The following is a 25,081-nucleotide window of genomic DNA, read 5'->3' as shown; positions in this document are numbered from 1 at the left end:
GTTTGCAGTATTCTCAAACTCTCTTTGTTTATCAGTTATCTTCATGAGTAATTTCACCTGGCAGCGTGCCGTCGTAAAGGTCGGCAGCGCGTTAATTGCACCTGATGGTTTACATGTCAGTGCTAAGTATTTACTGCCCCTGGCGCGGTTCATTACCGAAAGCCGTGCTGCAGGAAAAGAAGTGATTGTCGTGTCATCAGGCAGTATTGCTGCCGGACGTGGACGGGTAACCATCAACCATCCTGCTTCTATTGCCGAGAAACAGGCCATGGCCGCGATCGGACAGATGCAGATGATGGCGAACTGGCAGCGTTTTTTCGACTGCCCCTGTGCCCAGATCCTGGTGACTGCGGATGACCTTCGTGACCGTACCCGGTACGTCAATATTAAAAACACCCTGCGGGAACTGCTTAAACATGAAGCGCTGCCCATTGTAAATGAAAATGACACAGTGGCAGTGGCCGAACTTAAAGTCGGCGATAACGACAATCTTGGTGCATATACTGCGCTGGTGGCACAGGCTGATACCCTGATCATGTGCTCGGACATCGACGGTTTGTACACCGCCGATCCCCGCAAAGATGCCTCGGCTACTCTGATCCCTGTTGTTGATTCGATAACTCCGGACATTTATGCACTAGCCGGCGGAGCGGGAACGTCCATGGGCACCGGCGGAATGCGAACAAAAATTGAGGCAGCGGATAAATGTACCCATAGCGGTATTCAAACGCTCATCGTCAACGGCCGTGATGGCAAAGTCTTTGATGCATTGCTCAAAGACCAGTGCCCGGGAACATTATTTACTGCAAGGCAGTCCAGTCAGACCGCCCGATCTTTATGGTTAACCCATACGTTAAAAACCCGTGGTGTCATCGACATTGATGCGGGTGCCCGCCGGGCTATCACAGACCGGGGCGCTTCTTTGCTGCCTTCCGGTGTCACCGGCATTTCAGGTAAATTTGTTGCCGGAGATGCAGTGGAGCTGCATTGCGACGGGAAAGCGCTGGCGAAAGGTCTGGCACTTTACGACGCCAAAGATCTGGCCCAGATAAAAGGGCAGAAAAGCAATCAAATCCGCCATATTCTCGGTTATGACTATGGAGAGGTGATTGTCCACCGCGACGACCTGGTGTTGTTGCCCTAGACGCACATAAGCCCGCTGGTGGTTTAGCTGCGAAGCAGAAGGAGTGAACGGATGACGGATTTTACACCGGGATTAAGTGACTACCCGTGGCATGTAGAGTTAACCACACGGTTACAGGATAACGATGAAAATGGCCATATCAACAATGTGGCGTTTTACAGCTTCTTTGATACCGGTGTGAGCCGTTTTCTCAAAGAGCGTTGTCCGGATGCCTCGCGGGATATCGTCGCTTATGTGGTGAGTTCCCAGTGTCAGTATATTTCTCCCGCTTCATATCCTGAAAGTATTTTTGTCGGACTGCGGGTGGTTAAAGTCGGTCGCAGTTCAGTAACTTACGGGCTGTCTGTGTATGCCGGCGATGCAAAGCGCCGCGTGGCACACGGACAATTTGTCCATGTTTATGTTGAACGGCAGACCGATCATGCCGTGCCTGTTCCCGCTGATATCAAAGACGCTCTGGAATCCATCAGGGAGGAATTCTGAATGAAGGCCGTGTTGCTGGATGCTGATACGCTGAAGCCGGAAGAACTTGATATTTCCTGTCTGACTGACCTGCCTGTGTCATTGACACAGTATGGCACCACAACAGCGGATGAGCGCAAAGAGAGAGTGCACGATGCTGATATCATTCTGGTAAACAAAGTGGTGTTGGATGCTGAAGTGTTGCGTCATGCAAAGCAATGTAAGTACATAGGTGTTCTGGCAACCGGTACCAATAATATTGATAAAGACTGGTGTGGGCAGCACGGTATCGAGGTTGCCAATGTGGAAGGTTACGGCACTGACGCCGTTGCCCAGCATGCACTGATGCTGTTGTTAAATTTGTCTACTTCGTTTGCCCCCTACGCCCGCGATGTAAACGCCGGCAAGTGGTCTGCAGGGCCGCACTTTTGCTTGCTGGATCATCCGGCTATGGAGCTGGCGGGCAAACATCTGGTGATTGTGGGTTATGGCGAACTTGGTCAGCGTTTTGCTGAAATGGCAAAAGCTATGGGTATGCGTGTCACGGTGTCTGCCAGACCGGGCAAGCCGGATGACGACAGACCGTCGCTGGACAGCTTGTTACCCGAAGCTGATGTGGTGTCGCTGCACTGTTTACTGACAGAGGATTCCCATCATCTCATCAATGCACAGCGCCTGAGTAAAATGAAGCCGTCGGCTTTTCTTATTAATACCGCCAGAGGCGCGCTGATTGATGAAGCCGCGTTGTTACAGGCGCTGAAAAACAGGGACATTGCCGGCGCCGGACTTGACGGCCTGTCGACAGAGCCGCCCCCGGCAGATCATCCCCTGTTAAATACCGGTCTGCCTAACCTGCTTATCACTCCCCATTCTGCCTGGGTGGCAAAAGAGGCGCGGCAAAGACTGGTGAATATTGCTGCCGGACGGTTGTCTGCTTTCCTGTCAAAGTAAGAACAGTTACAGCCGGTTGAGTTTCTGATTCAACTCGTAGGCAGGCTCTGTCACGATGGCTTCAAGGGCTGCGATACGGGCTTTCAGGGCTGCCATTTCTGAATCATCCCGTTTTTTTGCTGAGACTTTTTCACTGAATGAAGCCTGCATAAACGGGTTGGTGACCTCTCCGTTCATCCAAGCGACCAGTTTCAGGTTATAGCGGGCATCAAGAAAGCATACGGTCAGGGAAACCGACAGCACACTCAGGATAATTATCACAGCGGTAATAGTCATGGTTGTCTCCGGGTAATCAGGGTTATTTTTAACCGCAATGGCGGCGTGTTGATCAGGTAGTCCTGGCGGAATAAAAAAAATTACAAATCACTGTAATTTTTTTCTTTGTCCCGCGACTATGACATTGGAAACAGGGAATTTTTGTATGAACGGGAACCCATTTTGGCCGAAGATTTCGCCAGCATATTAAAACAGTACAACGGATTACTGAGCCGTGTCGCCGCCGGTTACGAGGCCAATGATGCACTGCGTCAGGAATTGCTGCAGGAGATTGCTGTTGCAGTGTGGCAGGGACTGCAGCGCTTTGAACACAAGAGCAGCCTGAAAACTTACATTCTGAAAATAGCCCACAACCGTGCGGTCACGCATGTTGCTTCAAACGCCCGGCTTCCCCGCACTGATGAACTGGATGAAAACACTGAACACGGTGTGTCTGCATTATTAAACCCTGAAGACGCCACCGTACAGGACAAGCAATTACAAGCGCTCCTCTCAGTGGTACGTACCCTTCCTTTGCCGGGGCGTCAGGTGCTGACTTTATCCCTTGAAGGGCTGTCCTACGGGGAAATTGCAGATGTTTGCGGGATCACAACCAGCCACGCCGGTGTGCTGCTGAAACGCACAAAAGAAGAAGTGGTGAGGAGGTTAAATCATGACGAATAATACGGATGATCTGGCTGCCCTGTGGCAGACGCAGGACGTGCAGACCATAGACATCGACAAGCTAAGGCGTGAACTCAGCGGTCAGCGTCGCAAGCAGCGGCTGTACATCCTGATCGATTTGCTAAGCCCGGTGCCGCTCATACTGATGTTGTACATCATGGCAGATGAGCTGTCGTCTTTCTCCCGTACTGTGATCTGGGGATTGCTTATCGTCACTATTCCGCTGGTGGGATACCTGCTCTGGCTACGCCGGCATGCAGCTTTCAGTAATGCCGTGAACACGCAGGCGTATGTGGATGTGCTTTACCGTCAGATAGCAAACAATGTGAAAATTGCCATGTTAACGAAGCATTCCTGCTGGGTTGCTGTTTTGTATCTGGCCGGCATACTGGGATGGGAACTGGTGACCGGTGAAAAAGCAGCTCAACCGGACTTTTCTTCAATGCGGTTCTACGGGGCTCTGGGGTTGGGAGTGGTGTTTTCTTTGCACTGTTACCTGTGGGGACAGCGCCGTGAACGCCGCTTCAGAGCCAGGCTACAGGAACTGGCTTTGATTAAAAACCAGTCCTGAGGCGTTGTTCAGGCTGCCCAGTCCTGCTTCGTCATCACTGACGTCAGGCTGCCAACATGACGGATTGCCTGTAAGCATTTTTCGGTATCGGTGACCGGGAATGAGAAAATCATCTCATCTACGCCGGTAGCCTCAATAAACTGTGTAATCTGGCGCTCAGCCTGCTGCGGCGTGCCGGTAATGGCAAAGCGGAGGGAGTTATTGATGGCCGCGATTTCGTATTCAGACAATACGGCTTCAATATGATCCACCGGAGCCGGCATGGGTTTGTTGGCCTGCTTTCTCAGGTTAGCAAATTGCAACTGGACCGACGTAAACAGCCGGGCTGCCTCGTCTTCATCATCAGCGACTACTGCCATCACACCGGCGGATACAAAGGGTTTCTCCAGCTGTTCAGAGGGTCTGAAGCTGGCGCGGTAAACGCTTATGGCATCCTGCAACATTTCCGGTGCAAAATGGGAGGCAAATGAATAGGGTAAACCGAGCTGACCGGCAAGTTTTGCCGAGTAAAGGCTGGAGCCCAGCAGCCAAAGTGGTACACGGGTGCCTGCGCCCGGCATAGCAATAACGCCCCTGCCACCTTTGTCATCAGACAAATACGCCTGCAGTGCCTGCACATCGGCGGGATAGTCATCCACGCTGGCGTGCATATTTCTGCGAAGCGCCATGGCCGTCGCCATGTCTGTACCCGGTGCACGGCCAAGGCCTAAATCAATCCGGCCCGGAAACAGTGTCGCCAGTGTACCGAACTGTTCGGCAATGACCAGCGGTGAGTGATTGGGCAACATAATGCCGCCGGAGCCGATACGGATATGGCGGGTGGCATTACCGATAGCCGCCAGTAATACCGCTGTTGCTGCACTGGCTACGCCCCGCATGCCGTGGTGTTCTGCCAGCCAGAGGCGCTGGTAGCCTTGTGTTTCTGCTTCTGCCGCAATGGCTTTGCTTTTTTCAAAGGCATCGGCTGCCGTCTGGCCTTCACCGATGTGCGCCAGATCAAGAATAGAAAACGGTACAGATTGCATGATTACTCCTCGTCAGCCTCATCATCAGCTTTTTTCTCTGCTTCCTGCGGGCCGCCCAGAAAGAACTCATAATAAAAATCGATAGCAAATTCCGTTTGTTCTTCAATGGTTGTCTGCACACCTTCTACAAAAAGCTTGGGTAACAGACGATAACGAAGTGCCAGGTCGGGTGGCTCCTGACGTCGTCTCAGTGTTTGCGTACTGCTGTTGTCTCCGCTCAGGCCCACGTCAACATTGTATTGCACAGTAAGACGATCGTTTATGCGGCCATTCAATGATAACTTCGTTGCGCCGCCCCCTGCACTTGATGTGGTGCCGACGCTGAAATCTTCAATCCCCAGTGCACTGCCCACTTTACCTTGCAGCTTCTCCGTATTGGATAAACCGAAGCCAAGCAGCAAGGCGTTGTAGTCTGGCGAAGAAGAACTGGATGATCCCGGGCCGGAGCCGGTTAACAGGTATGACAGACTGTTACTCTGGTTCATTGCCGGCTCAGAGAATAAGTTTATGTTCGGGCTGTCAGCCGCGCCGTCAATGCGGATCCCGGCAACCACACCATCTTCTGTTTTGTCCGGGTCGCGGATAGCTTCGACCAACAGCATGGGTTGATCCAGCGGGCCGTTAAACTGCACTTCACCGGTCTGAATAATCAAGTCCTGACCATAGGCCTGATAGCGTCCGTCAAGGATCTGCAAATCGCCGTATCCCACCAGCGCAGGATGGGTTCTGACTTCAATGCCGCCGTAAAGGTTAGCTGTCAGCCCGAAAGCATCCAACTTTACTTCGCCGGTTTTGTCTTTGTCGATGTTTACCATGACAGTGGCATCAATAATATCCAGCGGGTCTTCAACCGGCGGTTCGCCCCGTAAATGCACGTCTTTGGATGGCGAAACCGCACTGGCAGGCAGTTCTTCAATTTTTACTCTGGCCCAGGGCAGGTTCACATTACCGGTCACCTTTACGTTGCCGGGTTTGATGCTGGCTGTAATGTCAGGCGACACCTGCATGCGGATATCACGCTGGTTAATCTGGAAGCGTTTGCCTTTAAGGTTCACATTAGCGGTAAGCTCATCTTCCCAGTTTACATCGCCGGACAACGTCCCTTTTCCTTCACCGAGCAAAAACGCGCCGTTAAAGGTGGCACTGCGGTTAACGAATTCGATAGTCTGTTCCCAGTCGCCTATTTTCACCGGCATATCTTCAATATCCACATTGCCGTTTGTCAGCTTCACGCTGCCCGTGAGCGACGGTGAGCTTGCCGTGCCTTTAATTGCCAGCTGGCCGTTCAGTGCGCCTTCCAGTTCCCGTATCGCTTTTGACATGGGTTTGAACGGTGCGATGCGGATATTGTCGATATTCACCGTTCCTTCCAGCGGAATGTTTTCTTCACCGGGTCTGACTTTCATGTCGGCGTTTACCGCTCCCAGCTGTTCGCTGAGAATGTTCAGTGTGGAGGTAAGCAAATCATCTTCATACCGGCCTTTGGCGGAGACTTCATCGAGGTTCAGCTTTAGTTGCTGTTCAGGCCCCATTGTCCAGACAGACGGAGTGACAGCCAGATCAAAATTCGCTGTCATTGGCGCATTCTTGCCAAATTCACCGGTTGTATTCACCGACAGCTTCGCATCAGAACTGGCTGTAAATGTGTCGGGCAGCAGCTCATGAGCCCACAACCCGAGTGGCAGACCGTTCGCTTTGACAATCCATTTTGTCCGTTCATCTTTGAACAGCACATCTTCGATGCAAAGCTCACCGTTCTCACGGGACTCCCAACAATTCTCAGATATTTTCATGCTGAAAGGTTCAGGCCGCACTGCAACCCGGAAAGGCTGATTTAACTGCCACCGTGTTGTCAGTAATCCCAGCTGGCTGTTTGTGATGTCGGCGGTGTAGCGTTCATCTTTCCACGCGCCGTCCATTTCCAGTTTCAGGTGATGATCAGGCAGGGTGAGATCCACATTAAAATTGTGTGCTGATAAGGAGCCGCTGATCCCCAGATTACCGTTCATTTCCCCCTGTTCAGCGGCCAGCGCACTTAGTACCGGCGATACTTTTACGCCGGTGAGTGTGATGTCACCTTCCGCCACCGGATCGCTCCATTCACCTTTGGCTTTGATACGACCTTTTATCTGACCGGATACATCAGGATAAAGCTGCTCAGTGGCGTCTACGTCCAGGTCGATATCTGCATTAATATAACGCTGGTTAAATACTTGCGCGGCAACGTGGACCCGGTTTTTTTCCTGCACAACACCCAGATTGGTAACAATTAAGTCGCTGGCCTGAGAGTACACCAGTGATCCTGTCACGTTCAGCTCACTACCGTCCCTAATGCCGTCCACTGCAAGATCGGTAACGCTGACTTCAACGCCCTTGTCGGTGAGCTGCATCAGACTGGTTAGTCCGCCTTCAATTTGCGATGGTGCATAGGGCGACAAGCTGCGCGCTGAAATGCCGTTAAGTCTGGTTTTTCCCGACCAACTGACAGATTCATTTAAAAACAGTGTGCCGGTATTGGTAATTTTCCCTTCCAGGATATCCACTGTCAGGGCATTCACTGTGATGTTGTTGCTGTTGAGTACCACATCGGCATCAACGGGAATATCGCCGATATCCGGCAAGCTTGCACCGGTTTTGGCGGTAAAATGGTAGTTACCCATGGTACCTGTGAGATCCAGCGCACCTTCCCACAATCTGGTGTCCTTAACGTCAGGTACAGGTTGCTCCGGCCAGCTAACAGAGAGTTCAAGGGGCAGCGTATCATCCAGAATGCTGGCGTTACCGGTCACGCTGGCTGAATATGTTCCGCTGGCATCAACATCCAGTGCTAAAGCTCTCAGGGAGCCGTCGGCAGACACGTTGACCTGCTCCTCCACACCGGCGGCATTAACATCAGCACTGGCTGTTAAAGACAGAGGATAATCTCCGGACAAGGTCACCTTTGCATCCGCATCGAGTTTGGCCAGCGTATGTTCCACGTGGAGCTTATCCAGTGCGATGTCGCTTGATTCCAGTGTAACGGTACTGAAACTCAGCAGCGCCATTTCCTGCGTCACCGCGTCGCCCTGCTTTAACTGTGTATTACTCAGGGTGAAGTTTTCCACGGTGACCGGGATGGGGATGACGATTTCAGGCAGTTCCGGCGCTTTATAGCTCAGTGCATAACTCACCGGTTTGTCATCACCCGTTTTATCTGCTGCTTTCTCTGTACTTTCTGGCAGTGCGACAATAAGTCCTTCAATATTTACCGGTGACAGCGTCACCTCTTTAAAGGCCTGACCTTCCAGTGACAAAGACTGCAGAGTGATGTGACCTGCCAGCAACTTAACCGACACATCCGTGATACCTAATGCATTGATTTTCACCGGAACCGGAATTTCCACCGGTTCTGTACTTTCCGGTTCCGGCTCATCCTCAGCCGGTGCTTCGGAGAGTTGCTTAACACGGGTGCCATCAACATTCAGGTAGTCGATACACACTTTGGATGTGATGAGACAGCCTAAAACCACATTGATTTCAGCCCGCTTAACGTTTACCGACCACTGTTCGTTGTGCCAGCTTACGCCTTCTAGAGAGAAATCACTGAGTACCGTTCCGTTGATATTTTCGATATGTAATCCGTCGACAGCCTTGTTCGCAATATAGCGGATCACAGGCGTACCTAACGGACTGATGATAAGGCCTGCAATCAGTACAATCAGCAGCAGAGTGGTAAAAAACCAGAAAGTGAACTTCCGTCTGCTCATAGTTCCGGCCCCAGAATAAAGTGAAGCCGCCAGCTGTTTTCGAATTCAGACAGACCTCTGGCACCATAAACCCGCACAGGTCCGATAGGCGATAACCAGTGAAAACCCACACCAAAGCCATAAGCCAGGCCTTCGTCAAAGTCGTTGGTTGCCGTACCGGCGTCAGTGAAGACCGCAGCACGCCAGTTTTCGGCTACCCGGTAGGCGTATTCAACACTGGCCGTCACCAGGTAGCGGCCACCCACCGACACGTCGGTAAGTTCCTCTCCGGTTTCCGGGTCGATAATGACGTCAACAACCTCTTCACCAGTCTCCGGGTCAATATAAACATTCTTTTTCGGTGATATATCACGGTAAGCAAAGCCCCGGATACTCTGATCACCACCGGCGAAAAACCGCAGTGATGCAGGTACACGGTAAAAGTCATTGGTCTCAATGGCACCGCCTTCTGCTCTCAGCATCAGCCAGTGTTTATTGAGTGTACGGATCATGCCGCCTTCCAAAACGGTTTTAGTAATATTGATGTCAGAACCGGCGTTGTCACGGCCAAACTGGAAAAACGCCTGGAGGTAGGTGCCTTTGGTGATATTCAGCGGGTCGTTACGATCCAGATAACGTATGGCGTACCCCGGCATGACCAACTGAGTTGTCTGTTCCACACTCGTACCCTGGGTATAATTTTCCCGCAGGTAAGTCAGCGAGCCGTCCTGCTGCCAGGGGGAATTGGCTTCCTGCCAGTAACGGTGCGCGGCAACGGTGAGGGTTTCAGCCTCGGTATTGGTATTGCTGTAGTCAATAAACTGGTAACCGCCTTCAATACTGAGGTAGTCATTGGTGATGTCTTGCATTGGAATACGGTAGTCCACCGTAAACGACTGCTCCGGAGAAGATAAAAACAGTTCAGAGGTGACAGAATGCCCGCGGGTGTTGATCCATGGCCGCTCCCATTTTAACCGCAACCGGGCACCTGTATCTGTAGCTGCACCAAGGCCCACGTTAAAGGTATCCCTGGGCTTGTGTACCAGTGTAATCTCAACGGGCACGGTCAGATCCACCGCTTCGCTGACCACCGGACGGGCAATAACACGGGAGAAGTAACCCGACTGATTCAGACGGCGGTTAAATTCTGTCAGTTTCGCTGACGAGTAATACTCGCCGGATTCAAAGGGCTTTAACCGGTTGAGGATGGCTTCAGATTTCTGATCGCCAATCAGCTTTACTTCGCCGAACTTATAGCGGGGGCCGCTCTGCGCGATAAGCAGAATATTGGCTGCTCTTTCTTCCCTGACCAGGTCGAGCCGCGTTGCCTGCCAGTTAAAGTCAAAATAACCGTGGGACAACGCGTAATTAAACATGGACGATTTAAAATTTTCGTATACCGGCTGATTCAATACATCGCCTTTTTTCAGCGAAAAGGCATTAAAGCGGTCACGGAAATCTTTATCTTCACGGCCGGTACCGATGATCTCACGGGTAACATTGGTCACTGTCAGCGGCGTGTCCAGATTCACATGAAGGATCACATCATCGCCGGATACTTCTACGGTTGTCGTGCTGTTGTAATAGCCGAAAGGCTCAACCGCTGTTGACACAGTCGCGCCCAGCTCATCCTGCCAGAACGGGTCTGACAACACATCTTTGCTGATATCCAGACTGTTAAGGTGTAAACGGATATTATCTTCCAGTTTCCCGTCTTCTACGCCTTCAATATCCACATCAATGGCGAAGGTGCAAAACGCAGGTAACACAAGGGCGCAGGACAGCACAAAACGCTGCCAGGCGTTAACAGTAAAACGGTGAATCATAACCGGGCGAATTTCCTTTTCCTGTGGTGCAGATGGAAAGTGTGCATTAAAGCCCCGTGATAGAAAGGCTCTCTTGCAAAAGCCGGAAAACAGTATTGATGGATGCCTACCCTAAAATAACGGTCGTACAATGATAATGGTATTCGTAGAAACGATGCAAAACGATCATCTTTCAGACGCTATCAACTTCGTAAAATTGCCGTTGAAACTAAAGCTGCATTATCACAGGCGTTAGAGTATATCCCGGACTGCAAAGTTCAAAAGGCGCTATTTTGCCGGGGTATGCGTTTTATCAAACCGGTTATGCTTTAAAAGGTGTAAATTTTCTACATTCCGGCGGTAAAGACTGACGCAATTTCCGGCAAATTCAGGCTATACTATGCGCCCTTTATTTTATGTCGATTAGAGTAGACAACACATATGTCAGAAAACCCTTCCCCAATTAAGCCAACGCTGGGCCTTGTCGAGTTTGTTGCTCTGATGGCGTTAATGACTTCATTGGTTGCCCTGAGCATCGACGCGATGTTGCCTGCTCTGATCCAGATTGGCGAAGCGCTGCATGCAGACGATCCCCATGATGCGCATCTGATTGTGTCTATTTTCTTCGGCGGCATGGCTTTCGGTCAGCTCTTTTTTGGTCCTTATTCTGATACCCGTGGCCGGCGGGAAGCCATTTTACTTGGCCTCTCGATTTTTGTTGTAGGCACTGTGGTCTGTATGATGGCAGACGACATGTCTACCATGCTGGCCGGCCGTTTAATACAGGCATTCGGTGTTTCCGGTCCCCGTGTGGCTGCAATGGCGATCATCCGCGATTTGTATGTGGGCGATGCAATGGCCAGAGTGATGTCATTCATCATGATGGTTTTCATTCTGGTGCCGATGATTGCACCGATGGTGGGTCAGGCTGTCCTGACGTTCTTCCACTGGACGCATATTTTTACGTTGTTTCTGATTGTCTCTGTGTTCACCGGCACATGGTTTTTGTCCCGTCAGCCGGAGACACTGCCTGCTGACCGGCGGGGCCGCTTCGCCTGGTCTAAATTTTTCCAGTCTTCGAAGTTTATTCTGACCCACGGAAACGTGATGGGTTATACCGTCGCCATGGGCTTTATGTTCGGTGCTTTCCTGGGATACCTGAGTGCTTCACAGACCATTTTTCAGGAATATTACGACACAGGCACCATGTTCCCGTTTATCTTTGCATTCCTCGCGTTCTCCATCGGCCTGGCATCGTTCTTTAACGGCACGATGGTAGTCCGCTTCGGTATGAAAAAGCTGGTGGGTATTGCGTTATACGGCGTTGTGGGTTTCTCTGTCGTTTTCCTGGCGCTTATCACGGCATTCAGCGGATTACCTCCTCTGACCTTGCTTCTGCCGGTTATGTTCTGCGGATTCTTCTTTGTGGGGATCCTGTTCGGTAATCTGAACGCCCTTGCAATGCAGCCTCTGGGACAGATGGCCGGCCTTGGCGCAGCTATCATCGGATCCATGTCGAGCATATTCTCTGTTCCTATCGCCTTGTCTATCGACAGTTTCTTAAACGGCACCCTTTATCCTATCGGCTTTGGTTTCCTGATCTTCTTCTCTCTCGCTTTTGTGAGCGTGAGATTTGCAGAAAAGTCGGTGCACTGAAACCGGCGGCAGGGCTGAATACATTTGAATATGTAAATGTAAGCCCTGCATTCAAACCCGCTTCCTGATGCGGTATCTTGTGTGGAGGTGGTTTGCCCCCGTTTACCCGGGGCGAGCCGGACTGACACCCGTTATCAGACAGGAAGCTTCATGAATACACCCTCTTCTCACACCACCGGTTATGGCGGCTGGCCATCTCCTGTCTCCGCTCAGGCAGTTGTGCAGGGGAGCCGCGGTCTGTCCTCTCTGGCCGTCGATGGTGACTTTGTTTACTGGGTTGAGTCCCGGCCTGAAGAAGGAGGCCGGTGTACCATCATGCGCAGAAAAAAGGGACAAAGCGGAGGTGAGCCACAAGAGGTGCTGCCTGCACCGTGGAATGCAAGAACACGCGTACACGAATACGGTGGCCGTTCCATGTTGGTTAATAACGGCGTGGTCTGGTTTTCTCATTTTAATGATCAGCGTGTTTACCGCATGGTCATTGGCGAAGCGCCGGTGGCTATCACTCCGGCAGCAAACGTTCGTTTTGGAGCCTTTGAGCTTGATGCGCCCCGTAACCGGCTGATTTGTATCCGCGAAGATCATCGCGTATCCGGTGAGCCGGAGAATACGCTGGTCGCCATTCCGGCTGAAGGGATGTCAGAAGGCGACGTGCTTTTTTCAGGCAGCAGCTTTGTGTCTGCACCCGGCCTGTCTCCGGATGGCAAATCCGTTGCCTTTATCGCGTGGAATCATCCGGATATGCCCTGGGATAACACTACGCTGTGGTCGGCTGCCTTTGCTGCTGACGGCAAACTGGAAGGGCTGACAGAACATAACCCGGATACCGGTGAATCGGCTATCGATCCCCAGTGGGATGCAGAAGGCAACCTGTACGTACTGAGCGACCGCAATAACTGGTGGTCACTGTATCAGGTGTCAGGCACTGCATTTACTCTGTTGTCACCGCAGCCGGAGAATTCAGAGACTGGCGGACCGGCCTGGCAGGTGGGTAAGCATTACTACCGCATCCGTCAGGATGGCTCCATTCTGGCGAATGTGGTTCAGGGAGCCATTGGCCAGCTTTATCTGTTTGACAGAAAAACCTGCGAAATGCATGTGCTGACACCGGAAAGTGCGGCTATTGAAGACTTTGTTGAGTCGGACTCTGCATTGTATGTCATTCAGGATCCGCAAACCCGCCAGGGTGAACTGATTGCCTTATCTGATTTAACCGCTGACTCCCCTGAAGTCAGTGTGATCACAACCTCCAGTGATTCCACGCTGCCCCCGGCGTGGGTGCCAGCCATTCAGGAAGTGAGTTTCCCGGTGGGTGAAAACGCGAAAGCATACGGCACGTATTTCCCGCCGGCGAATCCGGACGTGACAGCACCTGAAGGCAGTGCACCGCCACTCATTGTGATGATCCACGGCGGGCCGACATCAAAAGCGTCCCCCACCTATTCAGTGAGTAAGTATTTCTGGACCAGCCGGGGCTTCGGTATTCTCGACCTTAATTATCGTGGCAGTACGGGTTATGGTCGCGAATATCGCCATGCACTTTACGGTGAATGGGGTGTAACCGATGTAGAAGATGCTGTAGCCGGCGCGCAGTGGCTGGCGGATCAGGGGCTGGCAGATGCCGGAAAGCTCATTATTCGCGGTGGCAGTGCCGGTGGCTACACGACGCTTGCGGCCCTGGCATTCAGTGACGTGTTCAAAGCGGGTGCCAGTCATTATGGTGTCAGCGATCTTGAGGCGCTGGCGGGAGATACCCACAAGTTTGAATCCCGCTATCTTGACCAGGTGATCGGACCGTATCCGGAACGAAAGGACTTGTACATTGAACGCTCACCCATCCATCATCTTGATGGCTTCAATGCACCGCTACTGCTGCTACAAGGGCTGGAAGACAAAGTGGTACCTCCAAATCAGTCAGAGATGATTTTCGAAGCACTGAAAGACAAAGGTATTCCAACAGCTTACGTGTCGTTCGAAGGTGAAGGGCATGGTTTCAGAAAGTCTGAGAATATTGTGACAGCCCTGAATGCTGAGTTGTATTTCTATTCTCAGGTGCTGGGCTTTGACACTGCAGAGCCGTTACCTGAAATCGATATTGCAGGGCCTGGTAAATAATCAGCGCAGCGGTATGGCTTACTCAATTCAAGCGCCGGCGTTCTGCCGGTGTTTTTGTTTGCAGATATGGAATTTCAGGCATAAAAAAGCCCGACCAAAATGGTCGGGCAAGAGGGCTTGGTTAAGCACCTAACGACAGAAATCGTTACACACCAATGATGGCTTTCATGTCCGTCATGTAGCCGCGTAATTCTTTACCGATAGCTTCTACACCGGTATTACGGATGGCATCATTTACTTCTACCAGGCGGCGGTTATCAACTTGATTAGAGCTGACATTTAAACCTTTGCCGATAACACTGGTATCGATAGACGGCATAAACTTCTCGCGCATCAGCGGTACTGCAGCATTTGCGAACAGGTAGTTACCGTACTCGGCAGTATCGGAAATTACCACGTTCATTTCATACAGACGCTTACGAGCGATAGTGTTTGAAATCAATGGTGTTTCATGCAGTGATTCGTAGTAGGCAGACTCAGGTAAAATACCTGCTTCAACCATTACGTCGAAGGCAACTTCTACACCGCACTTGATCATGGCAACTAACAGGATGCCGTGGTCAAAAAATTCTTGCTCAGTGATTTTACCATCATACTTAGGTGCATTTTCAAAACCAGACTGACCAGTTTCTTCACGCCATTTAAGCAGGTTGGCATCACCGTTTGCCCAATCTTCCATCATAGTGCGGGAAAACTCGCCGCTGATGATGTCGTCCTGATGTTTTTCAAACAGCGGACGTAACAGATCGGTCAGTTGTTCAGACAAATCAAACGCTTTGATTTTCGCAGGGTTTGACAGTCTGTCCATCATGTTTGTTACACCACCGATTTTCAGTGCTTCGGTGATGGTTTCCAGACCATACTGAATTAACGCAGCGGCATAGCCGGCGTCGATGCCATCAGCAGTCATTTTTTCAAATGCCAGGATAGCTGCGGCTTGTTGCATACCACATAAAATGGTTTGCTCGCCCATCAGGTCTGATTTAACTTCTGCAACAAAAGAAGATTCCAGAACACCTGCACGGTCACCGCCAGTAGCGCTTGCCAGTGCTTTTGCGATATCCCAGCCTTCACCTTTCGGATCGTTCTCAGGGTGAACCGCAATTAGTGTAGGTACACCGAAACCACGCTTATATTCTTCGCGTACTTCAGTACCCGGACACTTAGGTGCACACATCACTACCGTGATGTCTTTACGGATTTGCTGACCTTCTTCAACGATATTGAAGCCGTGAGAATAGCCTAATGCAGAACCTTCTTTCATCAGCGGCATTACCGCTTCAACAACGCTTGCGTGCTGCTTATCAGGAGTCAGGTTGTATACCAGATCGGCTTCAGGGATCAGTTCCTGATAGGTACCAACTTTAAATCCGTTGCTGCTTGCACGCTGGAAAGAATCACGTTTTTCGTCGATTGCTGCCTGACGCAATGCGTAAGCAACATCCAACCCTGAATCTCTCATGTTCAGACCCTGGTTCAGGCCCTGAGCACCACAGCCGACGATAACAACTTTCTTGCCTTTCAAGAACTCACAACCGTCTGTGAATTCGCTGCGCTCCATGAAACGACAGCGACCTAGCTGGTCGAGTTGCTGACGTAGAGACAGAGTATTAAAATAATTAGCCATATAAAATTCCGAACATCATTAATCTAGTCATTATCAACGGGCTCAAAGCCAGTCGATGACCTCGTCGATGACGACTTGCTGTGAAGATTACTTGATCACTTTTGTTTTGGAAAATGATATATTCGCAAAACAGTATTTCATTTTTTGCAATATTTATGGATTTCCGTTCACTTCAACTTTTCAATCATCTCGCATCCAGTTTACATTTCGGTGACACCGCTGAGGCAATGTATGTGTCACCGTCCACGCTAAGTCGTTGTATTCAAAGGCTTGAAGAAGAGTGCGGTGCAGTGTTGCTGAAGCGGAATAACCGTTCTGTGGTCCTTACCCATGCCGGCCATAAGCTGCTGGCGTTCTCTACGGAAGTACTGAAAGACTGGCAATCTTTGCAACGTGAACTGCACGATGACAGCGAAGCATTACAAGGAGAGCTCAGTGTATTTTGCTCGGTAACTGCCAGCCAGAGCCATCTGCCGGCCCTGCTCAGGCAGTTCCGCTCCCGCTATCCCGGTGTGGATATCAGGCTGGTGACCGGAGATCCGGCGCTGGCTAACGAAAAGGTGAAGCATAAGGAATGCGACGTGGCGATCGCCATCCATGCACCTGATTTTCCTACCGATATGACATTCACACCACTGGACAAAGTGCCGCTGGTACTGATTGCTCCCCGTGACTGGCGGCTTACTGAACTGGCTCAGATAGACTGGCGGCGGCATCAGGTGATCATGCCGGAACACGGCCCCACGCGACGGATTGCTTATCACTGGTTTGCAGAACACGGTATAAGACCTAATGTCTATGCTTCTGTGGGAGGCAATGAAGCCATTGTGAGCATGGTCGCACTGGAATGCGGTGTGGGGTTTGTACCTCAGGTTGTGCTGGATCATTCCTCTATGGCAGGCAGTGTCAGCAAAATACAGGTTGGCGATATTGAAGCTTATGAGCTGGGGATCAGCTGTTTGTCTTCCCGCCGGAACGAGCCACTGGTTGATGCTTTATTTCAGATCCCGCTAAGCTGACGGAGCAGATTATCCAGCGCACGGTAGCCCAGTGCCTCTGACAGGTGAATGCGCTGAACCGTATCCTGCCCTTCAAGATCGGCAATGGTTCTGGCCACCTTCAGAGCACGATGAAATGCCCGCATAGAGAGTGACAATTTCTCAGCCGCCATCTGAATAAACTGCGTGTCCTGTGCAGACAGCGCGCACATTTCTGCCAGTGTATTTACCGGCAACATGGCGTTCAGGCTCCCCTGGCGGGCGTACTGTATAGTCTGCGCCTGACTTACTTTTTGCTGTGGCTGGCGGATGTCTTCCGGTTCGTGGTTTTCCGGGGTCAAAGTTAACTGATAGTCCGGTAAGCGGGGCACTTCCACCTGTATGTCGATACGGTCAAGCAGCGGACCGGATATGCGGCTCAGGTATCGCAATATCTGGTCCGGTGGCGTTCGGCCGTCATCTGCATCGCCGGTAGGACTGGGATTCATTGCGGCTATCAACTGGAAACGTGCCGGGAAGGTGGCCTGCCCGGATGCTCTTGAAATATGCACTTCACCGGTTTCAAGCGGTTCGCGGAGTACATCCAGCGCCCGCCTGCCGAACTCTGGTAGTTCATCTAAAAATAGTACACCGTGGTGTGCCAGTGACACTTCCCCGGGAGCCGGTGATGCACCACCACCGGTAAGTGCAACGGCTGAGCTGGTATGATGGGGAGAGCGGAAAGGACGGCAACCGGCAATGATGTCACGGGTAACGGTATGTTTGACTGAATACAACGCCGCCACATCCAGAGCCTCATCCGCTGACAGTGGCGGCAGTAAGCGGAGCAGCCGGCTGGCAAGTAAACTTTTGCCGGTGCCCGGTGGTCCTGTGAAAAGTAAATTATGCGCGCCGGCCGCTGCGATCATAAGTGCCCGTTTCGCCTGATGCTGGCCATGAATACCTTCCCACACGGGCTGTGCGGAGCCATGAACAGGCTTTACCGGATGGTTTTCATCAGCGGCAAGGGGCTCAAGCCCTGCCAGGTGCAGAAAAACGGAAATTAAAGAATCGGCAGCAAAGCGCTTTGCACGGTCAACCAGTGCGGCTTCATTTTTGTTTGCAGCGGGATGAAACAGTGTGCGGCCTGCAGATCTACAGGCAATGACAGCCGGGATAATGCCGCTGACAGCCATCAGCTCGCCGGTAAGCGACAACTCGCCGGTAAATTCCATTCCGTCACAGGCGCTGTCATTAAGCTGACCATGTGCCATTAAAATACCTATCGCGATGGCGAGATCGTAACGGCCGCCCTGCTTGGGAATACTTGCCGGAGACAGATTTACCGTGATCCGTCTGGCCGGAAACTCAAAGCCGCTGTTAATAAGTGCACTGCGAACCCTGTCTCTGGCCTCCTTCACTGAAGTTTCTGCCATACCCACCAGTTGAAATGCCGGCAATCCGTTTGCCAGATGCACTTCCACCCTTACCAGCGGGGCATCGATTCCCGTACCGGCGCGGGTTTTTACCACTGCCATTCCCATGTCCGCACTCCTGTGTTCTTTCTGCTGTGCAGTTTACAGAGGTGGCGGAACGGGAATAACTGAACCGGTGAACAGTTCTCAGTCGGGCTTAAATACCGGCAGTTGCCAGTGCCACCGCATGGCACACAGGCGTATGACCACGGTGACAAGCAAAGCAGCCCAGGGGCAGTAATGCTGGTCAAAGCCGGAATAAAGCAGCAATGCGTAACTTAATCCACCAGTTATGCAGGTAATGGCATAAAGCTCTCCGTTCAGTACCAGCGGGACTTCACGACAAATAACATCGCGCAGCAGGCCGCCAAAAACGCCGGTGATCGTCCCCATAGCAATGGCTACAGACATGGGTGCTTCATGAATAAGTGCTTTTTCCATGCCGACGACATTAAATAACGCTAGGCCGAAAGCATCGGCAATCAATAAGTAGTGATAGGGGAATCGCGGGCTGACTCTGAGCCAGGCAATGGTCGCCAGCGCAGCAATTAAAGTGGTATAGATGTAGTCTGTATTCTGAATCCAGAATACCGGCAAATCGAGCATAATATCCCGCAGCGTACCGCCACCAATTGCAGTCACCGATGCCAGTACAACGACCCCGAAGCCGTCCATTTTTTTCTGGTAAGCCATTAAGGTGCCGGAAATGGCACAAACAGCCACACCCGCCAGGTTTAACCAGTGAAACCAGTCTGTCATTTCTTTACTCAGCTTTTTTATTGCTTAACACGCACGCCGGTTAAACGGAAAATCGGCGTTCAGGGCGCAAAATACTTGATTATGGCATGGGTTTCATGCTATTTCTTCGCACCGTACAGATTCGTGGTCAGCCAGCCACGATCCGGGGGCCCGTTCCGGCCCTTTATAAAATTCCGAACTATCAACAATCCAGTCATAACAAGTCCGTATTCAGGGACTATCCTTTTCTGTGTCGACCTACAGGCGAAATCAGGCGTGAACAGGTGTGTCTGCAACCTTACAAAAGGTGTAAATATTCCTGTCCAGACGCAAGCAGAGTCCGGAGAGGTTATTGGGCACTTCACTGCGGTCATGTATCATTCGTCTTAAGACATTTGTCTTGTCACTTATTTTGTACCGAACTAACGGTTTCAGGCGAACAGCCTGCTACAGGAAGGAATTAACATGGCTAAGCAACCAGCAGAATTTATTTGGTTTAACGGTGAAATCAAGCATTGGAAAGATGCAACTGTGCATGTAATGACACATGCTATTCATTACGGTTCATCTGTCTTTGAAGGGATCCGTGCATACAACACGCCAGATAAAGGAACCTGCGTCTTCCGTCTGGACGAGCACAACAAGCGTTTGCTGGACTCTGCGAAAATTTACCGCATGACGATTCCTTATACGCTGGACCAAATCAATGAAGCGACGATGGATATCATCCGTAAGAATGAACTGAAGTCAGCTTATATCCGTCCAATCGCTTATTACGGTGATATCGGTATGGGTCTGGCTGTACCTTTCGGTACTGAAACTGAGTTAGCCATTGCTGCCTTTGAATGGGGAGCATATTTAGGTGAAGAAGCACTGAAGAATGGTGTGGATGCCGGTATTTCTTCATGGAACCGTCTGGCAGCTAACACCATCCCTACCGGTGCAAAAGCCGGCGGTAACTATCTGTCTTCACAACTTATCTCTATGGAAGCCCGTCGTCATGGTTACGGTGAAGGTATCGCACTGGACCGTAACGGTTATATCTCAGAAGGTGCCGGTGAGAATATCTTTGTTATCCGCAATGGTATTGTATCCACCACACCGAAGACGGCAGCCATTCTGCCCGGTATCACCCGTGACACAGTGATAACCTTGCTGAAAGAAATGGGCTATGAAGTCCGTGAGGAAAATATTCCCCGTGAAGCGATGTATCTGGCCGATGAAATTCTGATGTGCGGTACCGCAGCAGAAGTAACGCCGGTACGCAGCGTTGACGGTATTTCAGTAGGTAACGGTGCCCGCGGCCCGATCACTGAGAAAGTACAGGATATGTTCTTTGGCTTGTTCAACGGCAAGACCGAAGATAAATGGAACTGGTTAACGCCGGTTTATAAGTAATTTTTTGTAATTGAATTAAGAAACGGGAAAGCATTATGCCCAAGTTACGATCTGCAACCTCCACCCAGGGAAGAAATATGGCCGGCGCACGTGCGCTGTGGCGCGCTACCGGTATGAAAGACACTGATTTCGGTAAGCCGATTATTGCTATTGCCAACTCCTTCACGCAGTTTGTGCCAGGGCATGTGCATTTAAAAGATCTCGGACAACTTGTTGCCCGCAGTGTAGAAGAAGCCGGTGGTGTTGCTAAAGAGTTCAACACCATCGCGGTAGACGACGGTATCGCTATGGGCCACAGCGGTATGCTGTACAGCCTGCCTTCACGGGAAATCATTGCAGATGCCGTTGAATACATGGTGAATGCCCATTGTGCTGATGCCATTGTGTGTATTTCTAACTGCGACAAAATCACCCCGGGAATGCTGATGGCGTCTATGCGCCTGAATGTTCCCGTGGTGTTTGTTTCCGGCGGCCCCATGGAAGCCGGTAAAACCAAGTTGTCAGATCAACTGATTAAGCTGGATCTGGTTGATGCCATGGTTGCCGCTGCGGATGACCGCGTCAGCGACGAAGACACAGACCAGATTGAGCGTTCTGCCTGCCCGACCTGTGGTTCTTGTTCAGGCATGTTCACCGCAAACTCGATGAACTGTTTAACGGAAGCGCTGGGTCTGTCCCTGCCGGGTAACGGTTCTATGCTGGCTACCCACGCTGACCGCGAAAAGCTGTTTAAGCAGGCGGGTAAGCTGGTAGTTGAGTTGTGTGAGCGTTACTACAAAAATGATGATGAAACTGCGTTGCCACGCAACATTGCATCTTTCAAGGCATTTGAAAATGCCATGAGTCTGGATATCGCCATGGGCGGTTCTACAAACACCATCCTGCACTTACTGGCAGCGGCAATGGAAGGTGAAGTGCCTTTCACCATGGCAGATATCGACCGTCTGTCACGGAAAGTCCCGCATTTGTGTAAAGTGGCACCGTCTACACCTAAATATCATATGGAAGACGTGCACCGTGCCGGTGGCGTACTGGGTATTCTTGGAGAACTGAATAAAGCCGGTCTGCTGAATCAGGACGTGCATCATGTTCTGGGTAAGACGCTTCCGGAAGTGATCAGCGACTGGGATATCACTAATCCGGAAAACAAAGATGCTGATACTTTCTTCCGTGCAGGCCCTGCAGGTATCCGTACTACTCAGGCATTCAGTCAGGATTGTCGCTGGGATGAAGCCGATGCCGACCGCAGCGAAGGTTGTATCCGCGATCTTGAACATGCCTACAGCAAAGACGGTGGTCTGGCGGTACTGTACGGTAACCTGGCGGTTGATGGCTGTATCGTGAAAACTGCTGGTGTGGATGAATCTATCCTCAAATTTACCGGTTCTGCGAAAATTTACGAAAGCCAGGACGATGCGGTAGCAGGCATCCTGGGTGACGAAGTGAAAGCCGGTGATGTGGTTATCATTCGTTACGAAGGTCCGAAAGGCGGCCCGGGCATGCAGGAAATGCTGTACCCGACCTCCTACCTGAAATCGAAAGGTCTGGGTAAAGCCTGTGCCCTGATCACTGACGGACGTTTCTCTGGCGGTACCAGCGGTTTGTCTATTGGTCACTGTTCACCGGAAGCGGCCAGCGGTGGCGGCATTGGTCTGGTGGAAGACGGCGATAAGATTGAAATTGATATCCCTAACCGGACTATCAACATTGCGATTTCTGACGAGGAATTGGCTCACCGCCGTGCCGCGATGGAAGCCAGCGACAAGCCCTGGAAACCGAAGAACCGCGAACGTAAAGTGTCTCTGTCACTGAAGAACTTTGCCATGCTGGCTACCAGTGCAGACAAAGGTGCTGTGCGGGATGCCTCTAAACTGGAAGACATATGACCGTCAGCGATCACGAATACCTCAAAAAGGTCTTGTTAGCGCCGGTCTATGAAGTTGCGGTTAACAGCGAGTTGTCTGTGTTATCCAGACTTTCGCAGTTAACAGGTAATGATATTTATCTGAAACGTGAAGATCAGCAGCCGGTTAAATCTTTCAAACTCCGTGGTGCTTACACCAGATTAAGTGCGCTGAGCAAAGCGCAACTGGATGCCGGTGTTATTGCAGCATCTGCTGGTAATCATGCTCAGGGTCTTGCATACGGTGCAAAGAAGAAAGGCGTACATGCCACTATCGTGATGCCGGAAACCACGCCGGATATCAAGGTGGATGCGGTACGTCGCTTCGGCGGACACTTCGCTAACATTGTGCTCCACGGCACGAATTTCGATATGGCCAGCAAGCACGCGCAGATGCTGGCGAAAACCCACGGCTACACCTTTATTCCTCCGTTTGATGATCCTGATGTTATTGCCGGCCAGGGAACTGTAGCCCGGGAGCTACTGGAGCAGAATCCTAACCTGGATATTCTGTTTGTGGCTATCGGCGGTGGTGGTCTGGCTGCGGGTATCGCGGTATACCTCAAACAACTGAAGCCGGACATCAAAATCATCGGTGTCGAGTCGGAAGAATCAGCCTGCTTTAAGGCGGCCATGGAAGCCGGTGAAATCGTGACTCTGCCCTCGGTGGGTATTTTCGCCGACGGTGTTGCGGTAAAAACTATGGGGACAGAAACGTTCCGTCTGTGTGAAAGATTGCTGGACGGCGTGATCACTGTTACCAATGACGAAATATGTTCGGCAATCAAAGATATTTTCGATGACACCCGTGTTATCGCAGAGCCTGCCGGTGCGATGTCTGTGGCGGCTATTAAGAAATATGTGGCAGAGCATAATATCAAGGGCAAGAAGCTGGGTGGTATTCTGTGCGGTGCCAACATTAATTTTCACACGCTGCGTTATGTGTCTGAGCGTTGTGAATTAGGTGAGCAGAAAGAAGCTGTTTTTGCAGTGAAGATCCCCGAGCGTAAGGGGGCTTTCAAGCAATTCTGTGAAGTCCTTGGCGGTAAAGCTATCACTGAATTCAATTACCGTTTTGCTAACGGGAAAGACGCGCACATCTTTGTGGGTGTAAATCTTAAAGGCGGTAAGCAGGAGTTTGCTGCGCTTAATGACTCGCTGACTGAACAGGGCTACGACTGCTTCAATATGAGCGACAACGAGCTTGCGAAGCTGCACGTACGCCATATGGTTGGCGGCAGACCGCCGGCGTTGCTGAATGAAGCGGTGTTTACTTTCGAGTTTCCTGAGCACCCGGGGGCGTTACTTAAATTCCTTGGAACGCTGGGTGAACGCTGGAATATAACACTGTTCCATTACCGTAATCATGGTGCCGCTGAAGGCCTGGTGCTTGCCGGTTTTGAAATACCACCGGAAAGCCGTGATGAATTTAATGCTCACTTGCAGCAGTTAAGCTACGAGTTTAAAGAGGTCACAGACGACCCCGCGTATAAATTCTTCCTGTCATAAAAAAGGGGCTGAACAGCCCCTTTTTTATGTCTGAATGAGCTGGAACAGGCTACTTACCAACGGCCTGACGCAATTGTTTCGCATCAAATATCTGAATGGTGTCGAGCACAGGGCCCGGTGAGTCCTGATTACCGCCGATCAGATATACAGCGTCGTTGTAGGTAACCGCTTTTGCGTGTCTGACACCGGTCATGGATAAGTCGCTTTGATGCCAGGCGCCTGCCTTAAAGTCGTAAGTCCACACAGCATCAAGATTGTTGTAGTCACCAAACACTATCAGGTAATCACGCCACACAGTGGTGGTATGTGCACTGACGGGGACTGGCAGCGGAGGCAGAGATTTCCACTTTTTAGTCGCCGGATCGTACTGTTCAAACACATCCAGTTGCTCTTCACCAGTGTAACCGCCAACGACATAAATTTTATTTTGCCATGTGACAGCAGAGGTGGACTTGGCTGTGGGCATCGGCGCGCCCAGAGACCACTCGTCCTTGCTGATATCATAAACTGCCATCAGTGCTGTAGGTTTAAGCTTGCGGGTCTGCCAGTCGTGGTGAGAGCCGCCCAGCACATAGATTTTGCCATCCAGATATACTGCTGTGTTAGTACGCGTAGGGTAAGGTAATGTCGCCGCTTTAGTCACTTTACGGGTAACGGTATTAAACACCTCAAGGGTGCTTTCATAATTTGCCCGTTGTTTTGACGCAGAGATCCCGCCAATCAGATACACGTGGTTATTGTCATCGTAAACCGACGAAAAATAGCGGCGGGGAATAATATGGTTTTTCAGCACCTGAACGTTTTTGGTCGCCGGGTCGAGAATTTCTACATCATTCAGCAGGCCCTTCTGATTACTGCCACCAAACACAAATATGGTTTTCTGATCGGTAGCTGCACCGGCACCAAGACGGGGACTTTCCAGCTTGAACCCTGCCGGTTTCCGGTATTCACTGATATCCGGTACAGATGAACATGACGCCAGCATCAGTGTCACTGCGAAGGCAAATAAATATCGACAAGTGCCCTGTATCATAACTTTCCTTTTCACTTTTACACGTGGA

The 25,081-nt window shown here is 51.0% G+C and carries 19 protein-coding genes; 11 read left to right on the top strand and 8 right to left on the bottom strand.

The features are described 5' to 3' along the window. The first annotated feature begins 43 nt into the window (after positions 1-43). The 3 genes from proB to ACXAG2_RS05185 are packed head-to-tail and all read left to right on the top strand — an operon-like array spanning position 44 to position 2,557. The gene (proB, locus tag ACXAG2_RS05195) at positions 44-1,144 is read left to right on the top strand and encodes a glutamate 5-kinase (RefSeq protein ID WP_474864966.1); all 1,101 of its coding nucleotides are present in this window, start codon (positions 44-46) and stop codon (positions 1,142-1,144) included. A gap of 51 nt (positions 1,145-1,195) precedes the next feature. Then, the gene (locus ACXAG2_RS05190; protein WP_119503180.1) at positions 1,196-1,627 is read left to right on the top strand and encodes an acyl-CoA thioesterase; all 432 of its coding nucleotides are present in this window, start codon (positions 1,196-1,198) and stop codon (positions 1,625-1,627) included. Beyond that, positions 1,628-2,557 (top strand): D-2-hydroxyacid dehydrogenase, encoded by a 930-nt coding sequence (locus ACXAG2_RS05185; RefSeq protein WP_474864965.1) that lies wholly within the window; start codon positions 1,628-1,630, stop codon positions 2,555-2,557. Between the two features lie 6 nt (positions 2,558-2,563). Here ACXAG2_RS05185 and ACXAG2_RS05180 read toward each other — a convergent pair whose 3' ends face one another. Beyond that, on the bottom strand, positions 2,564-2,833 hold the full coding sequence (locus ACXAG2_RS05180; RefSeq protein WP_474842236.1) for a hypothetical protein: 270 nt from the start codon (positions 2,831-2,833) through the stop codon (positions 2,564-2,566). 162 nt (positions 2,834-2,995) lie between these two features. Between ACXAG2_RS05180 and ACXAG2_RS05175 the strand changes: the two genes are divergently transcribed. Both ACXAG2_RS05175 and ACXAG2_RS05170 read left to right on the top strand, forming a co-directional pair. Next, positions 2,996-3,496, top strand: a complete 501-nt coding sequence (locus ACXAG2_RS05175; protein WP_474848686.1) for an RNA polymerase sigma factor — start codon at positions 2,996-2,998, stop codon at positions 3,494-3,496. Further along, positions 3,486-4,067, top strand: coding sequence for a hypothetical protein (locus ACXAG2_RS05170; RefSeq protein WP_474864964.1), 582 nt, complete (start codon positions 3,486-3,488; stop codon positions 4,065-4,067). The genes ACXAG2_RS05175 and ACXAG2_RS05170 overlap by 11 nt, the downstream gene beginning before the upstream one ends. Positions 4,068-4,075: 8 nt before the next feature. On the opposite strand, the gene ACXAG2_RS05165 is transcribed toward ACXAG2_RS05170, so the two are convergent. Genes ACXAG2_RS05165 through ACXAG2_RS05155 form a run of 3 tightly spaced genes read right to left on the bottom strand, consistent with a single transcriptional unit; the run spans position 4,076 to position 10,643 of the window. After that, on the bottom strand, positions 4,076-5,095 hold the full coding sequence (locus ACXAG2_RS05165) for an LLM class flavin-dependent oxidoreductase (protein WP_474865011.1): 1,020 nt from the start codon (positions 5,093-5,095) through the stop codon (positions 4,076-4,078). Beyond that, positions 5,095-8,838, bottom strand: coding sequence for a translocation/assembly module TamB domain-containing protein (locus ACXAG2_RS05160; RefSeq protein ID WP_474864963.1), 3,744 nt, complete (start codon positions 8,836-8,838; stop codon positions 5,095-5,097). The genes ACXAG2_RS05165 and ACXAG2_RS05160 overlap by 1 nt, the downstream gene beginning before the upstream one ends. Then, positions 8,835-10,643 (bottom strand): autotransporter assembly complex protein TamA, encoded by a 1,809-nt coding sequence (locus tag ACXAG2_RS05155; RefSeq protein ID WP_303572488.1) that lies wholly within the window; start codon positions 10,641-10,643, stop codon positions 8,835-8,837. The genes ACXAG2_RS05160 and ACXAG2_RS05155 overlap by 4 nt, the downstream gene beginning before the upstream one ends. 420 nt (positions 10,644-11,063) lie before the next feature. Here ACXAG2_RS05155 and ACXAG2_RS05150 point away from each other — a divergent pair, with 420 nt between their 5' ends. Next, positions 11,064-12,278 carry a multidrug effflux MFS transporter gene (locus ACXAG2_RS05150; protein ID WP_474864962.1) on the top strand — a complete coding sequence of 405 codons (1,215 nt, stop codon included), beginning with the start codon at positions 11,064-11,066 and terminating at the stop codon, positions 12,276-12,278. Positions 12,279-12,428: 150 nt separating this feature from the next. After that, entirely contained in the window at positions 12,429-14,393 is a 1,965-nt protein-coding gene (locus tag ACXAG2_RS05145) for an alpha/beta hydrolase family protein (RefSeq protein ID WP_474864961.1), read from the top strand. 145 nt (positions 14,394-14,538) lie between these two features. On the opposite strand, the gene ilvC is transcribed toward ACXAG2_RS05145, so the two are convergent. Then, entirely contained in the window at positions 14,539-16,020 is a 1,482-nt protein-coding gene (ilvC, locus tag ACXAG2_RS05140; RefSeq protein WP_119503171.1) for a ketol-acid reductoisomerase, read from the bottom strand. Between the two features lie 155 nt (positions 16,021-16,175). On the opposite strand from ilvC, the gene ilvY reads away from it, so the two are divergent. Beyond that, entirely contained in the window at positions 16,176-17,039 is an 864-nt protein-coding gene (gene ilvY / locus ACXAG2_RS05135) for an HTH-type transcriptional activator IlvY (protein ID WP_119503564.1), read from the top strand. Here ilvY and ACXAG2_RS05130 read toward each other — a convergent pair. Both ACXAG2_RS05130 and ACXAG2_RS05125 read right to left on the bottom strand, forming a co-directional pair. Then, on the bottom strand, positions 17,021-18,541 hold the full coding sequence (locus ACXAG2_RS05130; protein WP_474864960.1) for a YifB family Mg chelatase-like AAA ATPase: 1,521 nt from the start codon (positions 18,539-18,541) through the stop codon (positions 17,021-17,023). The two genes, ilvY and ACXAG2_RS05130, sit on opposite strands and share 19 nt — an antisense overlap. Before the next feature lie 78 nt (positions 18,542-18,619). Next, positions 18,620-19,231: a trimeric intracellular cation channel family protein gene (locus ACXAG2_RS05125; RefSeq protein ID WP_474864959.1), complete on the bottom strand. Its 612-nt coding sequence runs from the start codon at positions 19,229-19,231 to the stop codon at positions 18,620-18,622. 444 nt (positions 19,232-19,675) lie between these two features. On the opposite strand from ACXAG2_RS05125, the gene ACXAG2_RS05120 reads away from it, so the two are divergent. Genes ACXAG2_RS05120 through ilvA form a run of 3 tightly spaced genes read left to right on the top strand, consistent with a single transcriptional unit; the run spans position 19,676 to position 24,020 of the window. After that, on the top strand, positions 19,676-20,608 hold the full coding sequence (locus ACXAG2_RS05120; protein ID WP_119503168.1) for a branched-chain amino acid transaminase: 933 nt from the start codon (positions 19,676-19,678) through the stop codon (positions 20,606-20,608). 35 nt (positions 20,609-20,643) lie between these two features. Then, entirely contained in the window at positions 20,644-22,494 is a 1,851-nt protein-coding gene (ilvD, locus tag ACXAG2_RS05115) for a dihydroxy-acid dehydratase (protein WP_474842222.1), read from the top strand. Then, entirely contained in the window at positions 22,491-24,020 is a 1,530-nt protein-coding gene (ilvA, locus tag ACXAG2_RS05110; protein ID WP_474842220.1) for a threonine ammonia-lyase, biosynthetic, read from the top strand. The genes ilvD and ilvA overlap by 4 nt, the downstream gene beginning before the upstream one ends. A gap of 49 nt (positions 24,021-24,069) precedes the next feature. Here the strand turns inward: ilvA and ACXAG2_RS05105 are convergent, their stop codons facing one another. Continuing rightward, on the bottom strand, positions 24,070-25,053 hold the full coding sequence (locus ACXAG2_RS05105; RefSeq protein WP_474864958.1) for a Kelch repeat-containing protein: 984 nt from the start codon (positions 25,051-25,053) through the stop codon (positions 24,070-24,072). Between the last annotated feature and the right edge of the window lie 28 nt (positions 25,054-25,081).

This window comes from Alteromonas sp. ABH4_456 (genome assembly GCF_056160645.1).
Note: the sequence above shows the minus strand (reverse complement) of the source record. Positions and strands in the feature narration are given on the sequence as shown.

Coding starts and splice junctions, on each gene's coding strand:
- ACXAG2_RS05160 (WP_474864963.1), bottom strand. CDS start 8,838: ATGAGCAGACGGAAGTTCACTTTCTGGTTTTTTACCACTCTGCTGCTG.
- ACXAG2_RS05120 (WP_119503168.1), top strand. CDS start 19,676: ATGGCTAAGCAACCAGCAGAATTTATTTGGTTTAACGGTGAAATCAAG.
- ACXAG2_RS05170 (WP_474864964.1), top strand. CDS start 3,486: ATGACGAATAATACGGATGATCTGGCTGCCCTGTGGCAGACGCAGGAC.
- ACXAG2_RS05185 (WP_474864965.1), top strand. CDS start 1,628: ATGAAGGCCGTGTTGCTGGATGCTGATACGCTGAAGCCGGAAGAACTT.
- proB (WP_474864966.1), top strand. CDS start 44: ATGAGTAATTTCACCTGGCAGCGTGCCGTCGTAAAGGTCGGCAGCGCG.
- ACXAG2_RS05130 (WP_474864960.1), bottom strand. CDS start 18,541: ATGGGAATGGCAGTGGTAAAAACCCGCGCCGGTACGGGAATCGATGCC.
- ilvA (WP_474842220.1), top strand. CDS start 22,491: ATGACCGTCAGCGATCACGAATACCTCAAAAAGGTCTTGTTAGCGCCG.
- ilvD (WP_474842222.1), top strand. CDS start 20,644: ATGCCCAAGTTACGATCTGCAACCTCCACCCAGGGAAGAAATATGGCC.
- ACXAG2_RS05155 (WP_303572488.1), bottom strand. CDS start 10,643: ATGATTCACCGTTTTACTGTTAACGCCTGGCAGCGTTTTGTGCTGTCC.
- ACXAG2_RS05125 (WP_474864959.1), bottom strand. CDS start 19,231: ATGACAGACTGGTTTCACTGGTTAAACCTGGCGGGTGTGGCTGTTTGT.
- ACXAG2_RS05105 (WP_474864958.1), bottom strand. CDS start 25,053: ATGATACAGGGCACTTGTCGATATTTATTTGCCTTCGCAGTGACACTG.
- ACXAG2_RS05150 (WP_474864962.1), top strand. CDS start 11,064: ATGTCAGAAAACCCTTCCCCAATTAAGCCAACGCTGGGCCTTGTCGAG.
- ACXAG2_RS05180 (WP_474842236.1), bottom strand. CDS start 2,833: ATGACTATTACCGCTGTGATAATTATCCTGAGTGTGCTGTCGGTTTCC.
- ilvC (WP_119503171.1), bottom strand. CDS start 16,020: ATGGCTAATTATTTTAATACTCTGTCTCTACGTCAGCAACTCGACCAG.
- ACXAG2_RS05190 (WP_119503180.1), top strand. CDS start 1,196: ATGACGGATTTTACACCGGGATTAAGTGACTACCCGTGGCATGTAGAG.
- ACXAG2_RS05145 (WP_474864961.1), top strand. CDS start 12,429: ATGAATACACCCTCTTCTCACACCACCGGTTATGGCGGCTGGCCATCT.
- ilvY (WP_119503564.1), top strand. CDS start 16,176: ATGGATTTCCGTTCACTTCAACTTTTCAATCATCTCGCATCCAGTTTA.